The organism is Streptomyces sp. GLSS-08 (assembly GCF_056387915.1).
In genome coordinates this window covers 191,245-205,670 of sequence record NZ_JBWJAQ010000014.1, presented here as the reverse complement: position 1 = coordinate 205,670, position 14,426 = coordinate 191,245, and the positions used below count along the sequence as shown (strand labels likewise).

11 protein-coding genes and 1 pseudogene are annotated in these 14,426 nt (G+C 70.5%); all 12 read right to left on the bottom strand.

From position 1 onward, the window contains the following. A pseudogene (locus AC0ZLC_RS24805) lies at window positions 1-337 on the bottom strand (glucose-6-phosphate isomerase); the annotation flags it as partial. A gap of 70 nt (window positions 338-407) precedes the next feature. Further along, window positions 408-1,676 (bottom strand): MFS transporter, encoded by a 1,269-nt coding sequence (locus AC0ZLC_RS24800; RefSeq protein WP_476754157.1) that lies wholly within the window; start codon window positions 1,674-1,676, stop codon window positions 408-410. Window positions 1,677-1,809: 133 nt separating this feature from the next. Then, a complete protein-coding gene (locus AC0ZLC_RS24795) occupies window positions 1,810-2,145 on the bottom strand; it encodes an RNA polymerase-binding protein RbpA (RefSeq protein WP_079083975.1) in 336 nt (111 codons plus the stop codon). Window positions 2,146-2,381: 236 nt separating this feature from the next. Then, window positions 2,382-2,612: a preprotein translocase subunit SecG gene (gene secG / locus AC0ZLC_RS24790; RefSeq protein WP_476754165.1), complete on the bottom strand. Its 231-nt coding sequence runs from the start codon at window positions 2,610-2,612 to the stop codon at window positions 2,382-2,384. Window positions 2,613-2,715: 103 nt separating this feature from the next. Next, the gene (tpiA, locus tag AC0ZLC_RS24785; RefSeq protein WP_476754156.1) at window positions 2,716-3,492 is read right to left on the bottom strand and encodes a triose-phosphate isomerase; all 777 of its coding nucleotides are present in this window, start codon (window positions 3,490-3,492) and stop codon (window positions 2,716-2,718) included. A 5-nt stretch (window positions 3,493-3,497) separates the two neighbouring features. Beyond that, entirely contained in the window at window positions 3,498-4,709 is a 1,212-nt protein-coding gene (locus AC0ZLC_RS24780; RefSeq protein WP_476754155.1) for a phosphoglycerate kinase, read from the bottom strand. Between the two features lie 129 nt (window positions 4,710-4,838). Then, on the bottom strand, window positions 4,839-5,849 hold the full coding sequence (gene gap / locus AC0ZLC_RS24775) for a type I glyceraldehyde-3-phosphate dehydrogenase (protein WP_476754154.1): 1,011 nt from the start codon (window positions 5,847-5,849) through the stop codon (window positions 4,839-4,841). Between the two features lie 226 nt (window positions 5,850-6,075). Continuing rightward, window positions 6,076-9,030, bottom strand: coding sequence for a M14 family metallopeptidase (locus AC0ZLC_RS24770; RefSeq protein WP_476754153.1), 2,955 nt, complete (start codon window positions 9,028-9,030; stop codon window positions 6,076-6,078). A 172-nt stretch (window positions 9,031-9,202) separates the two neighbouring features. Next, the gene (gene whiA / locus AC0ZLC_RS24765) at window positions 9,203-10,192 is read right to left on the bottom strand and encodes a DNA-binding protein WhiA (protein ID WP_476754152.1); all 990 of its coding nucleotides are present in this window, start codon (window positions 10,190-10,192) and stop codon (window positions 9,203-9,205) included. Further along, the gene (locus AC0ZLC_RS24760; RefSeq protein ID WP_476754151.1) at window positions 10,183-11,226 is read right to left on the bottom strand and encodes a gluconeogenesis factor YvcK family protein; all 1,044 of its coding nucleotides are present in this window, start codon (window positions 11,224-11,226) and stop codon (window positions 10,183-10,185) included. The genes whiA and AC0ZLC_RS24760 overlap by 10 nt, the downstream gene beginning before the upstream one ends. Continuing rightward, the gene (gene rapZ / locus AC0ZLC_RS24755) at window positions 11,223-12,263 is read right to left on the bottom strand and encodes an RNase adapter RapZ (RefSeq protein ID WP_476754150.1); all 1,041 of its coding nucleotides are present in this window, start codon (window positions 12,261-12,263) and stop codon (window positions 11,223-11,225) included. The genes AC0ZLC_RS24760 and rapZ overlap by 4 nt, the downstream gene beginning before the upstream one ends. Further along, the gene (gene uvrC, locus AC0ZLC_RS24750; protein WP_476754149.1) at window positions 12,260-14,296 is read right to left on the bottom strand and encodes an excinuclease ABC subunit UvrC; all 2,037 of its coding nucleotides are present in this window, start codon (window positions 14,294-14,296) and stop codon (window positions 12,260-12,262) included. The genes rapZ and uvrC overlap by 4 nt, the downstream gene beginning before the upstream one ends. Between the last annotated feature and the right edge of the window lie 130 nt (window positions 14,297-14,426).

Sequence of the window (14,426 nt, the reverse complement as noted above, 5' to 3'; positions counted from 1 at the left end):
CCTCGACCACCGCGTCCCGCGGGGCGCGCAGCGCGGTGTGCAGCACCGCCCGGTCCTCGGTGACGTTGATCTTCTCACCGCGGAACATGGCGTCCCGCTGCCCGAACACGCCGGTGGCCGCGGCCAGCTCGCGCAGCAGGCGCAGCGTCTCGTCGGTGACCCGGTGCTTGGAGTAGTCGACGTACAGGTCACCGACCTCCAGCGTGTACCGGGAGCCGCGCCCGGGGTCGGCCGCGAACAGCTCCCGCAGGGAGGTCTCGCCGGCCTCCTCACGGTGCTTGGCCAGAGCGGTCCATTCGGGTGTCTGGTTGAGCCTGGTACGGCTTTCTGCGTTCATCTCGGACTTCCGCCTCTTTCCTGCGTGTGCTGCCGCGTACCTTGCCCCGCTGCCGTCCCAACCTAATTGATCAGGGCTTGACGTGAGCGGTCCTGACGCCGTCGTCCGGGTGGACAACGGATACGTCCCGGTTGAGCGCGGGTATCAGAGCGGTGACGGAGAGCGCGAAGAACGCGGCGGCGAGCAGCGCCGGGGTGTTGAGCCCCCAGACCGTCGCGACGGCCCCGCCCAGCAGCGCTCCGAGAGGTGCCCCGGCGACGGCGAGCGTCCGGAACGCCGAGCTGACACGGCCGAGCAGGTCGGCGGGGCTGCGCTGCTGCATCATGGTCGTCGTGTTCACGTTCCACACCATTCCCATGAGGCCGAACACGGCCATGCTCACGAGGAACACGGCCGGGCTGCGAACCGTGCCCATGGTGACGAGGGCCCCGGTCTGCACGGCTCCGGCGAGCAGCACGCCGCGGATCCGGCCGAGCCGGTCCACGACCCGGCGGTTCACCGCTCCCCCGGCCAGGCTGCCGAGCGTGTACGCGGTCATCGCCGCCGCGTAGCCGCCGTTGCCCGCGTCGAGCCAGTCCGTCACGAGGAGGACCGTCGTGGCGATGAAGGCGCCCATGCCGATGTTGCAGAGAGCCGTGGCCGCGCACAGGCCGCGCAGTGCCCGGTCGCGTCCGAGGACGCGCAGTCCCGCCGCGATCTCGCCGCGCAGGGTGCTGCCCGCCGGTCTCGGCGCACGCTCGGCCGGCCCGCTCCGCAGGGAGGCGACGAGCGCGGCTCCCACGAGGAACGTCACGGCGTCCACGAGGAAGGGGGCGGCCGCTCCCGCGACGATCAGGACGGGGACGAGGGGGCCGGCGAGCAGGCCGCCCGCGAGGCGCTGACCGGTCATCAGGCGGGCGTTCGCGCTGCCGAGTGCCGCCCGGTCGACGAGGGCGGGGAGCAGGGCGGTGGACGCGTTGTCGAAGAGCGTCTGGAGTGTGGTCAGCGCCAGAGCCAGCGCGATCAGCAGACCGATCGAGGCGTGTCCCAGGGCGACGGCCGCGGCGAAGGCCGCCACCAGCAGGCCCCGCACCAGGTCCACGGTCCACATCGCGCGTCGCTGGTCCACCCGGTCGGCGACCGCTCCGCCCAGTAACCCGAACACGATCCAGGGGAGATGACCGCAGGCGGTGACGGACACGACGAGCATCGGCTCGTGCGTCAGCGTCGCGGCAAGCAGCGGCAGCGCGGCCGCCCGCAGGGCATCGCCGAAGCTGGAGAGGACGGCCGCACTCCACAGCCGCCCGAACCCCCCGCGCCACGCGGGCGCGCGCACCTCCACCGCACCGGTCGTCGTCACCAGGCCCCCCGCAGATTCCGCTGATGCAAGAACCGTATAGGGCACCACTGACAATCGGCCGTGGAGCGGGCGGCACGGCCGTACGAGACACGTCCGGCCGGACACCCCTTGGTGTCCGGCCGGCTGTCAACTCCTAGATCTCGCCCCGCAGTTTGGCGAGCGCCTCGGCGAGGATCGCCTCGCCGTCCGCGTCGCTGCGCCGCTCCCGTACGTACGCGAGGTGCGTCTTGTACGGCTCGGTGCGCGGCGGGTCCGGCGGGTTGTCCTGGTCCTGTCCGGCGGGAAAGCCGCAGCGCGGGCAGTCCCAGGTGTCGGGGACCTGCGCGTCGCTGGCGAAGCTCGGCTGCGTCTCATGCCCGTTGGAGCACCAGAAGGAGACGCGCAGCCGTGGCGCGGACTCGCCGCGCTCGGCCTCGCCCATCGGCCCCGCCCCGACCCGGCTTCCTCGGATCGCGTTGCCACTTGCCACGGTCGTAACTCCCTGCGTAATGGTGCCGCGAAACGAGTCGGCGTGACGCTTCGCTGCGAGCGCCTCAGTCTACGTAAGGCCCAACGCGCGTCCAGTGCTTGGAGTTACCTTCCCGCCCCTAGACGCAAGCCCCATGATAGGCCGCGCTGGGCTGCGCGTACCGGACATGGGGCCTTACGTGCGGAATGTGCGTGCGTACTGCGCTGTCGCGGCGCCGTACCGATGTCAGCCGGTGATCAGTTGCCGGTCTTCATCAGGATGCCGAGCGCGACGATGCACGCGAACCAGAGCAGACCGACCACCACGGTGATCCGGTCGAGGTTGCGCTCGGCGACCGAGGAGCCACCGACGGACGACTGCATACCGCCACCGAACATGTCGGAGAGGCCGCCGCCCTTCCCCTTGTGCATCAGCACCAGCAGCATCAGCAGCAGGCTGAAGACGATCAGGGCGATCGAGAACCCCATAACCACGGCTGGACCAACTTCCTCGGATCTGGATGACGACGGGGGCCCGGTGGGTTGCCACCGGACCCCCGCAAGAGTACGACGTAACGCCGCTACCGCATACTCACTGGTCGCGGAACCGGACGATCTTGACGAACTCGTCGGCGTCGAGCGCCGCGCCGCCGATCAGCGCGCCGTCCACGTCGGGCTGGGCCATGATCGCCGCGACGTTGCCGGACTTCACGGAGCCGCCGTACTGGATGCGGACCTTGTCGGCCAGTTCCTGCGAGTACAGCTCGGCGAGACGGCCGCGGATCGCCCCGCAGACCTCCTGGGCGTCCTCGGGGGTGGCGACCTCGCCGGTGCCGATCGCCCAGACCGGCTCGTACGCGATCACGATGGACTCGGCCTGCTCGGCCGGGATGTCCTCGAGGGCGCCGTCGACCTGCGCGAGCGTGTGGGAGACCTGGTTGCCCGCCTTGCGGACGTCCAGACCCTCGCCGACGCACAGGATCGGGGTGAGGCCGTGCTTGTAGGCGGCCTTGACCTTGGCGTTGCACTGCTCGTCGGTCTCGTTGTGGTACTGCCGGCGCTCGGAGTGGCCGATCGCCACGTACGTGCACTTGAGCTTGGACAGCATCGCACCGGAGATCTCACCGGTGTAGGCACCGGAGTCCTGCGCCGAGAGGTCCTGGGCGCCGTACTTGATCCTCAGCTTGTCGCCGTCGACCAGGGTCTGCACGGAGCGCAGGTCGGTGAAGGGCGGCAGGACGGCGACCTCGACGGCCTCGTAGTCCTTGTCGGCCAGGGCGAAGGCGAGTTTCTGGACGTGCGCGATGGCCTCGAGGTGGTTGAGGTTCATCTTCCAGTTGCCCGCCATCAGCGGCGTGCGCGTGCTCATTTAGGTCAGTCCTCCAGTGCGGCGAGGCCGGGGAGCGTCTTGCCCTCGAGGTATTCGAGGGAGGCGCCGCCGCCGGTCGAGATGTGGCCGAATGCCTGCTCGTCGAAGCCCAGGGTGCGGACGGCCGCGGCGGAGTCGCCACCGCCGACTACCGTGAAGGCCTGGGAGTCGAGAAGGGCCTGGGCGACCGCCTTGGTGCCCTCGGCGTAGTCGGGGTGCTCGAAGACGCCCATGGGGCCGTTCCAGAAGACGGTGGCCGCGTCGGCGAGCTTCGAGGCGTACAGCTTGCGGGTCTCAGGACCGATGTCGAGACCCATCCCGCCGGCCGGGATGGCGTCCGCGGCGACGGTGGTGGGGTGGGAGGGGGCCTTGGTCTTCAGGTCCGGGAACTCGGACGCGACCACCACGTCGACGGGGACGACCAGCTCGACGCCGTTCTTCTCCGCGCGCTCGACGTACTCGACGACGACCGGGATCTGGTCCTCCTGCACGAGGGAGGCGCCGATCTCGTACCCCTTCGCCTTCAGGAAGGTGAAGGCCATGCCGCCGCCGATGAGCAGCCTGTCGGCCTTGCCGAGCAGCTGGTCGATGACATCGAGCTTGTCGGAGACCTTGGAGCCGCCGAGCGCGACCACGTAGGGACGGCTGACGTCCTCGGTGAGCTTCTTCAGGACGCCGACCTCGGTGGCGATGAGGTGGCCCGCGTAGTGCGGCAGGCGCGCCGGGAGGTCGTACACGGAGGCGTGCTTGCGGTGCACGGCGCCGAAGCCGTCGCTCACGTAGACGTCGGCCAGGGCCGCGAGCTGGTCGGCGAAGGCGGCGCGCTCGGCGTCGTCCTTGGAGGTCTCGCCGGCGTTGAAGCGCAGGTTCTCGATGACCGCGACCTGGCCGGGCTGGAGGCCGTTCACCGCGTCGTGGGCGGCGGGGCCGACGGTGTCCTGGGCGAACGCCACGGGGGCGCCGAGGAGTTCACCGAGCCGCTCGGCGGGCCGGAGCAGGGAGAACGCCGGGTCCGGGGCACCCTTGGGGCGGCCGAGGTGCGAGGCGACGACCACCTTGGCGCCCGCGTCGGCGAGGGCCTTGACGGTGGGCAGGACGGCGCGGATGCGGCCGTCGTCGGTGATGCGGCCGTCGGCCAGCGGCACGTTCAGGTCGGCGCGGACGAAGACCCGCTTGCCGTCCACGCCTTCGGCGAGAAGTTCGTCGATCGTCTTCATGAAGGGACTCCTACAAGGCTCGGTGAGATCGCCGGAGGGCTGATCGATCAGTACGTGAGAGAGGGCCCGGGCAGCGCGGCGTTGCGCTGCCCGAGCCCTGCTCCTACATCGAGATGCCTGCTCCGGGACCTACAGCCGGCCGCCGACGAAGACCGTGAGGTCCACGAGGCGGTTGGAGTAGCCCCACTCGTTGTCGTACCAGCCGAGGATCTTCACCGAGTTGCCCTCCTGGACCATGGTCAGGGAGGAGTCGAAGGTGCAGGACGACGGGTCGCCGACGATGTCCGAGGAGACGATCGGGTCCTCGGTGTAGGTCAGGAAGCCCTTGAGGTCGCCGTCCTCGGAGGCCTTCTTGAACGCGGCGTTGACCTCGTCCTTGGTGACCTCGCGCTGCAGCGTCACGACCAGGTCGGTGGCCGAGCCGGTCGGGACCGGGACGCGCATCGCGATGCCGTCGAGCTTGCCCTTGAGCTGCGGCAGGACCAGGGCGGTGGCCTTGGCGGCACCCGTCGTGGTCGGGATGATGTTCTCGGCGGCGGCGCGGGCGCGGCGCAGGTCCGAGTGCGGGAAGTCCAGGATGCGCTGGTCGTTCGTGTACGCGTGGACCGTCGTCATCAGACCCTTGACGATGCCGAAGTTCTCGTCGAGGACCTTGGCCATCGGCGCCACACAGTTGGTGGTGCAGGAGGCGTTGGAGATGACGTGGTGGTTGGCCGCGTCGTACTTGTCCTGGTTGACGCCCATCACGATCGTGATGTCCTCGTCCTTGGCCGGAGCCGAGATGAGGACCTTCTTGGCGCCGCCCGCGATGTGCTTCTCGGCGTCGGCCTTCTTGGTGAAGATGCCGGTCGACTCGATGACGATGTCGACCCCGAGGTCGCCCCACGGGATGTCGGCGGGGTTGCGCTCGGAGAGCACCTTGATGGTCCTGCCGTCGACGGTGATCGTGTCGGCGGTGTGCGACACCTCGGCCTTGAGACGGCCCAGAATGGTGTCGTACTTGAGCAGGTGAGCGGTGGTCGCGGTGTCACCCAGGTCGTTGACAGCCACGATCTCGATGTCTGCACCCTGCTCCAGCAGCGCGCGGAAGTAGTTACGACCGATGCGGCCAAAGCCGTTGATGCCTACGCGGATCGTCACGAAACCGATCTCCTCGTTGGTACGCCGGGTTCGAATCCGGCGAGCTGTATGGGATGTCCCCGACCGCCTACGACCCTACCTCCCTGATGCCTCCGGAGTGACATCGAGACGGCCCATACACGGCAGGGCGGTCCGTACCCGCCAGTAGGGGTACGGACCGCCCCGGTCCGGAGATCCGCTCACCGGATTTGACTACCTGACGTCATGCGCCGCTGACGCGGTGGAGTCAGGTGCGCAGTGCCGCGAGCGCCTTTCCGATCAGCGCCGCACGGTCGGCCGCCGCGGTGACGTGCTCCAGGCCGAAGCCCAGCAGCACCGTGTCGTCCGTGGTGACGCCTCCGTAGGTGCGGAACAGCGTTCCGACGCGTGCCCAGTCCTTGAGGACGGCGGGGCTGCCCGCCGGCGGTCCGGGGACGCTCCAGGCGCCGAGTGACGTCTCGAAGCCCTCGGTGCCGGTGACCGTGCCCCCGACGACGAGCGAGGCGTCGTCGGCGAGCAGCCCGTGGCCGCCGCTGCTCGGGTCGCTGATGTAGCTCAGCGAGACCTCCACGGACTTGCCCGCGTACGCGCTCAGGTCGAAGTCGACCTGCTGCCAGCCGTCCGAGGCGCCCGTGAAGCTGTTCCACGCGCCGCTGGTGCCCGTGTTGGCGCACGCCGTGGCGCCCAGGGTCAGATAGCGCTTGAGGGCCGGGTGCTCGTTGATCAGATAGCCGGCCTCGCACTCGGCCGGCACGGCGGTGCCGGTGGCGCCGCCCGCGTCGGGGAGCGTGGTCCAGTCGTCCGCCCCGGTGGTGTGGGCCTCGAGCACCGCGTGGTCGTAGCCGGGCTCGGTGTCCCACAGGAGCCGGGTGCGCAGCGCCGGCTTGTCGGCCGCGCTCACCCCGGTGAGGTCGATCGTGCGGGTGAGCCGCTTGTAGGCGTCGTCGGTGTGGACGGCGGCGGCCATGTAGGAGCCCGCGTACGGCCCGTACGGGTTGACCGTCCCGGCGAACTGCCCCGCTCCCGCGCTCGCGAACTGCGGGTACGTGTCGACGGGCAGCGTGTCCGAGGTGACGCCGTAGGTGCCCGCCGCGTTCAGCGGGTTGCCGGGCGCGTCGCCGAGCGGGCCCGTGAAGCCCGCGAGCTTCCCGGAGCCGTCGAAGCCGGTGGCGCCCGGGGTCGACGTCCGCGAGTAGGCGCCCAGGTAGTACTGGCTGAAGTCGTTCGAGAGGGTGCCGCCGCCGAGGTCGACGCTGCCGCCGGCCTGCTCCCCCGCCTCGATCAGCCTGCCGCCCTCGTTGAGGAAGGCGCGCAGCTGGAGCTGGGTGGCGTTGCCGGGCCGGCCGGCGCCCGTGTAGTGGACGACCGTGCCGAAGTGGCCGAGGACACCGAGCGCGTCGGGGGCGCCCTGGGTGGCGACGTCCCACACGAGCGCCTTGCGCCCGTTGGCCTTCAGTGCGTCGACGTACTTCTGCGCCTGGGTCGCGGCCGCGCCCTCCTCCGCCACCACGAGGGTGCCGGCCCGCGGCCGCTCGGCCACGGTGTAGGTGAAGCGGGTGCTGGAGGTGGGCCTGCCGCTCCTGGTCTCACCGGTGAACCAGATCTCGACCTTGTCGCCCGTGTCGCCGTCCTTGACCTTGGCGCGGTACTCGTCGAAGTACAGGTTGTCCTCGCCGCCGAAGGTCTCACCGCCCTTCCATGGCCGGAGTGCCATGTCGTGCGTACGGCCGCCGTTGACGCGGTACTTGAGCTCCTTGTCGCGGACGGACCTGCGGGCGACGACGGAGACCTCCTGGTCGGCGCCGCGCGCGTAGGAGACCGGGAAGGCCGCGGGGGTGAAGTCGGGTGCGTCGATGCCGACCGAGGAGGACGGCCGGTCCGGGTGCGCGGCGGTCTCGGCGACGGAGAGCGCGAACGGGATGTTCTTGCGGAACTCCTGCTCGATCAGCTTCTCGTCGTCGGGGAAGGTGAAGACGGAGGCGCAGTCGGCCGCGTTCCAGGCGTCGTCCGGGTCGAGGTCCGACGCGGTCTGGCAGGTCGACATCTCAGGGGTGAACATCCCCATGCCGTTGACGTTGGCGGCGTGGCCGTCCGCCTCGCCGTTGGTGGTGTAGAGCTCCGAGGAGACCTGCGGGTGGTAGCCCTCGATCGCCGAGTTCTCGGGGGTGCCGGCGAGCGCCTTGTAGATCACGTCGTCCGGGCTCGGCGTCGCCACCTGCCAGCCCACCCCGTACAGGAGCAGCTCGGCGGCGGAGTGGTAGTTGATGCCGTACGTGAAGCCGATGCGCTTCTCGAAGGCGTCCAGGGCCTTGGTCTCTGGTTCGGAGCCCGGGCTCGCGCCGCGGTAGGTCTGGCTGGTGGGGTTCGGGGACGAGCCCTCGTCGTCGTAGCCCCACTTGTAGGCGAAGTTGCGGTTGAGGTCGACGCCGTCGCCGGTGGTGATGGTGCCGTCGCCGTTCACGTCCCGGAGGTTCTTGCGCCACTGCCGGTCGCCGTCGGCGTCGAACGTGAAGTCGTACCCGTCGGGGTTGGCGGACAGGACGAACCACAGCTCGGTGGAGTCGACGAGCTTCTTGACGCGCTTGTCCGTGGAGTAGTTGTCCAGGTAGTAGTGCATCAGACGCCGGGTCATCTCCGGCGTGATCCACTCGCGCGCGTGCTGGTTGGACATGTACAGCACGGACGGCTTGGCGCCGTCCTTCGTCCTCTTGGCGCCCTTGGTCAGCTTGAGCGCGAGGATGTCCTGGCCCTTGACCGTCTTGCCGATGGACACGGCCTTGGTGAGCCCGGGATGTTCCTGGCTGGTCCTGAGAATCTCCTCCTGGAGATTCCCCTTGCCGCTGTACGGGCGGAACACGCCGTCGCCCGCCGCAGTCACCCGTGCCTCGGCCCTGGCCGAGAGCGTGTGCTCGGTGAGTGCGACGCCCTCCTTCTCCAGCTTCTGCGCCTGCTTGTCGGTGAGGTAGACCTCGACCGTCGCGGTCCCCTTGTCCGGCGCCTGTTCGCCGAGTTCGTGGCCGTCCTGTCCGGCCGCGAGCAGCAGGGGTACCTGCTGCTTCGTGACCTCGGCGCGGAACACCTTGACGGCGTTCGCGTCCGGCTCGGGTGAACTGCCGTCCTGCGCGTGGGCGGCCGGGGCCAGACCCGCGCCACCCAGCAGGAGCGCGCTCGCAGCGAGGATCGCTCTCGCTCTTCGTCTCATGAGTCCCCTTTGCACTGGTCCGCCACAGCGGCGGACAGAGCCAGGCTCATGACACCCGAGCATCAAGTCAAGGGTGCGTCGGCATCGGGAAACGCCGGTGCCGATCACCCAAGTGGGCGTCGGCACCGGCGTGTTGGTCTTTGTGCGCGCGGCCGGGACCGGCCCCGGCGCGTCAGCCCACGAGGTTGTCGGCCATCTCCTCGGTGAGGTTGGACTCCGTGCTCGGGATGCCCAGGTCCTGGGCCCGCTTGTCGGCCATGGCGAGCAGCCGGCGGATCCGGCCGGCGACGGCGTCCTTGGTCAGCGGCGGGTCGGCGAGCGCGCCCAGCTCCTCGAGGGAGGCCTGCTTGTGCTCCATGCGCAACCGGCCGGCGGCGGCGAGGTGTTCGGGGACCTCCTCGCCGAGGATCTCCAGGGCGCGCTGCACGCGGGCCCCGGCGGCGACGGCGGCGCGGGCCGAGCGGCGCAGGTTGGCGTCGTCGAAGTTGGCGAGCCGGTTGGCCGTGGCGCGGACCTCACGGCGCATCCGGCGCTCCTCCCAGGCCAGCACCGACTCGTGGGCGCCCAGACGGGTGAGCAGCGCTCCGATGGCGTCGCCGTCGCGGACGACCACGCGGTCCACGCCGCGGACCTCGCGGGCCTTCGCCCCGATCGACAGCCGGCGGGCCGCGCCGACCAGTGCGAGCGCGGCCTCCGGGCCCGGGCAGGTCACCTCGAGGGAGGAGGAGCGCCCCGGCTCGGTGAGCGAACCGTGGGCGAGGAACGCGCCGCGCCAGGCGGCCTCTGCGTCGCAGGTGGCCCCCGAGACCACCTGCGGGGGCAGCCCCCGGATCGGACGGCCGCGGCCGTCGACGAGCCCCGTCTGACGGGCCAGCTGGTCACCGCCCGCGACGACGCGCACGACGTAGCGCGAGCCGCGGCGCAGCCCGCCTGGCGCCATCACGATCAGTTCGGAACTGTGGCCGAAGATCTCCAGGATGTCCCGCTTCAGCCGCCGTGCCGCCATCGCGGTGTCCAGCTCCGCCTCGATCACAATCCGGCCGCTCACCAGGTGAAGGCCGCCCGCGAACCGCAGAATGGCGGAGACCTCCGCCTTTCTGCAGCAGGTCCGGGTGACGGGAAGCCGGGCGATCTCATCCTTCACCGCTGCCGTCATCGCCATGGGCCGATCCTTCCATGCATCCGAAAAATACGGTCGTACGCGGCGGCCAACAGCTCCGGGTCGTGCCGCGGAGTGCCGTCGGTCCGGGCCACCGGCGCCAGCTCGACCGCGGCGCCGAACCGCTTGGCGGCATCGGTGAGTGAGTCGCGGTCGGGCACGGCGGCCTCGTCGGCCAGCACCACGTCCAGGGCGAGTTTAGGGGCGTGTCGTCCCAAAACCTCCAAATGACGCTGCGGGGAGAAGCCATCGGTTTCTCCGGGCTGCGGGACGAGATTCAGGGAGAGCACCCGGCGCGCCTTCGTCTGAGTCAGCGCGTCGAGCAGGTCGGGCACCAGCAGATGCGGGATAACGGAGGAGAACCAGGAGCCCGGACCGAGCACCACCCAGTCCGCGTCGAGGACCGCTGCGACGGCCTCGGGGACGGCGGGCGGGCCGTGCGGCACGACGTGCACGGACTGCACCTCGCCGGGCGTGAGAGCGACGGTGGCCTGGCCGCGGACGGTGTCGACGTCGTCGGGCCGGGCCGGGTCGTGGCCCTTGACCAGGGCCTGGAGCTCCAGGGGCACCGCGGACATGGGCAGGACGCGGCCCTGCGCGCCGAGGAGCCTGCCCACCAGGTCCAGGGCCTGGACGTGGTCGCCGAGCTGCTCCCACAGGGCGACGATCAGCAGATTGCCGACCGCGTGCTCGTGCAGGTCGCCCTTGGACTGGAAGCGGTGCTGGATGACGCGGGCCCAGGTCTGCCCCCAGTCGTCGTCGCCGCACAGCGCGGCCAGCGCCTTGCGCAGGTCACCGGGCGGGAGCACGCCCAGCTCGTCGCGCAGGCGCCCGCTGGAGCCGCCGTCGTCCGCCACCGTGACGACGGCGGTGAGATCGCCGGTGATCCGGCGCAGCGCGGCCAGCGAGGCGGACAGACCCATGCCGCCGCCGAGGGCGACGACCTTCGGCTGGGCGCCCCGGCGGCGCGCCTTGCCGCCGCGGCCCTCGGGCGTGGACCGTCGCAGCCTGGCCAGCCGCAGTGCACTTCCGGTCATTCGCGGCCCATGTCCCGGTGGACGACGACCGTCTCCACTCCCTCGGACGCCAGCCGGGCGGCGAGCCTCTCGGACGTGGCGACCGAGCGGTGCTTGCCGCCGGTGCAGCCGACTGCGATGGTCACGTACCGCTTGCCCTCGCGCCGGTATCCGGCGGCGATGAGCTGGAGCAGCTCGGTGTAGCGGTCGAGGAACTCCTTGGCACCGGGCTGGTTGAGAACGTAATTGGAGACCTCCTCGTTGAGGCCGGTGAAGGGGCGCAGCTCCGGGACCCAGTGCGGGTTGGGCAGGAAGCGCATGTCCACGACCAGGTCGGCGTCGACCGGCAGGCCGTACTTGAAGCCGAAGGACATGACGGTGGCCCGCAGCTCGGGCTCCTCCTCGCCGGCGAACTGGGCGTCCATCTTGGCGCGCAGCTCGTGCACGTTCAGGCTGGAGGTGTCGATCACCAGGTCGGCGTCGCCGCGCAGCTCGCGCAGCAGTTCACGCTCGGCGGCGATGCCGTCGACGATCCGGCCGTCACCCTGGAGGGGGTGCGGGCGGCGCACGGACTCGAACCGGCGCACGAGCGCCTCGTCCGAGGACTCCAGGAAGACGATGCGCCGGGTGACGTGCCGCGCCGCCAGGTCGGCGAGCGACTCGCGCAGGTTGTCGAAGAAGCGCCGGCCGCGGACGTCGACGACGACCGCGATCCTCGCGACGTTGCCCTGGGAGCGGGCGCCGAGCTCCACCATGGTGGGGATCAGCGCCGGCGGCAGGTTGTCGACGACGAACCAGCCGAGGTCCTCCAGACACTTGGCGGCCGTCGACCTGCCCGCTCCGGACATACCGGAGATGATCACCAGCTCGGGGATGGCCACCTCCGGCACCCCGGCCTTCTCGATGCCCGTACTCACCTGTGCTCCGTCTCCCCCGGCTGCTGGTTCCTGGCCCGCGGCGTCCTGGCCCGCCGCGAGTTCCGGGTGGTCCTCGCCTGCTTCCTTGTGCGTTTCACGGCCCTGTGGCGGGCGTTCTTCCTCAGCGTGGTGTGCGGTCATCTCTCCTGCCCCCGTCGCTCGTCCGAGGAGCCTGCGGACACGGGCTCCCCCGAGGAACCCGCGGTCGTCCCGGGTTCCTCCTCTTCCATGATCTCTCCGGTCGCCGTGTTGACGGCGGGTGCGGCCGGGGCCGCCTGTGCGAAGGCCACGGCGATCGCCTCAGCGGTCTTACGGCCTATGCCGGGGACTTCACAGATCTGGTCGATTGTCGCGGATCGCAGCTTTCTCACCGAACCGAAGTGCTTGATCAACGCCTGCTTGCGGGTCTCGCCCAGACCCGGCACGTCGTCCAGAGGGCTCGCCCGGAAGCGCTTGGCCCGCTTCGCGCGCTGGTAGGTGATCGCGAAGCGGTGGGCCTCGTCGCGCACGCGCTGGAGCAGATAGAGGCCCTCGCTGGTACGCGGGAGCACCACCGGGTCGTCCTCGGCGGGCACCCACACCTCTTCCAGGCGCTTGGCGAGGCCGCAGACGGCGATGTCGTCGATCCCGAGCTCGTCCAGGGCCCGCTTGGCGGCGGCGACCTGCGGCCGGCCGCCGTCGACGACGATGAGCTGCGGCGGGTAGGCGAACCGCTTGGGGCGGCCGTCCTCCTCGGTGAGCTCGGCGCCGCCGTCGGCCCACTCGCCCGTCCTCTCCTTCTCTGAGAGGTAGCGCCTGAAGCGGCGGCTGATCACCTCGTGCATGGACCGGACGTCGTCCTGTCCCTCGAAACCCTTGATCTGGAAGCGCCGGTACTCGCTCTTGCGGGCGAGTCCGTCCTCGAAGACCACCATGGAGGCCACCACGTCGTCGCCCTGGAGGTGCGAGATGTCATAGCACTCGATCCGCAGGGGCGCGCTCTCCAGGTCGAGGGCTTCGGCGATCTCCTCCAGGGCGCGCGAGCGGGTGGTCAGGTCGGAGGCACGCTTCGTCTTGTGCAGCACGAGCGCCTGCTGCGCGTTGCGCTGCACGGTCTCCATGAGCGCCTTCTTGTCCCCGCGCTGGGGGATGCGCAGCGACACGTTCGAACCGCGGCGGGCGGTGAGCCACTCCTGGACCGACTCCACGAGGTCGGGGAGGGCCGGGACGAGGACCTCCTTGGGCACGGAGTCGCCGGTCTCCTCGCCGTACAGCTGCTGGAGCGCGTGCTCAACGAGGTCACCGGTGGTGACGGCCTCCACCTTGTCGGTGACCCAGCCACGCTGGCCGCGCACCCGGCCGCCGCGGACGTGGAAGATCTGCACGGCGGCTTCCAGCTCGTCCTCCGCGACGGCCATCAGGTCGGCGTCGGTCGCGTCGGCGAGCACGACCGCGTTCTTCTCCATCGCCTTCCTCAGGGCCCCGATGTCGTCACGCAGGCGAGCCGCCCGCTCGTACTCCATCTCCTCGGCGGCGCCGGCCATCTGCTGCTCCAGGCGGCGGATGTACGTGCCCGTACGGCCGGCCATGAAGTCGCAGAACTCATCGGCCAGTTCGCCGTGCTCGTCGGGCGAGACCCGGCCGACGCACGGGGCGGAGCACTTGCCGATGTAGCCGAGGAGGCAGGGGCGGCCGGTGCGGGCGGCGTTCTTGAAGACGCCCGCCGAGCACGTGCGCACGGGGAACACGCGCAGCAGCAGGTCGACGGTGTCGCGGATGGCCCACGCGTGTCCGTACGGCCCGAAGTAACGGACGCCCTTGCGCTTCTGGCCGCGCATCACCTGAACGCGGGGGAATTCCTCGTTCATGGTCACCGCGAGGTAGGGGTAGCTCTTGTCGTCGCGGTACTTGACGTTGAACCGGGGGTCGAACTCCTTGATCCAGGAGTACTCCAGCTGCAGCGCCTCGACTTCCGTGGACACCACTGTCCACTCCACGGACGCGGCCGTGGTGACCATCGTGCGGGTGCGCGGGTGGAGTCCCGCCAGGTCCTGAAAGTAACTGTTCAGGCGCTGGCGCAGGCTCTTCGCCTTTCCGACGTAGATCACCCGGCGGTGCTCGTCGCGGAATTTGTAGACCCCGGGTGTGTCCGGGATCTCTCCCGGCTTGGGGCGGTAGCTGGAGGGGTCGGCCATGTCTCACACCCTACTGGCGAGGGGTGACAGCGTGCCGGGCTCCCGGTCGCGCCTGTGGACAACCGCACGGGGCACGCTCCCCCCGGGCCACCCCGGCCGGCCTGGGAGGACGCGACGGCCGCCGGGCGAG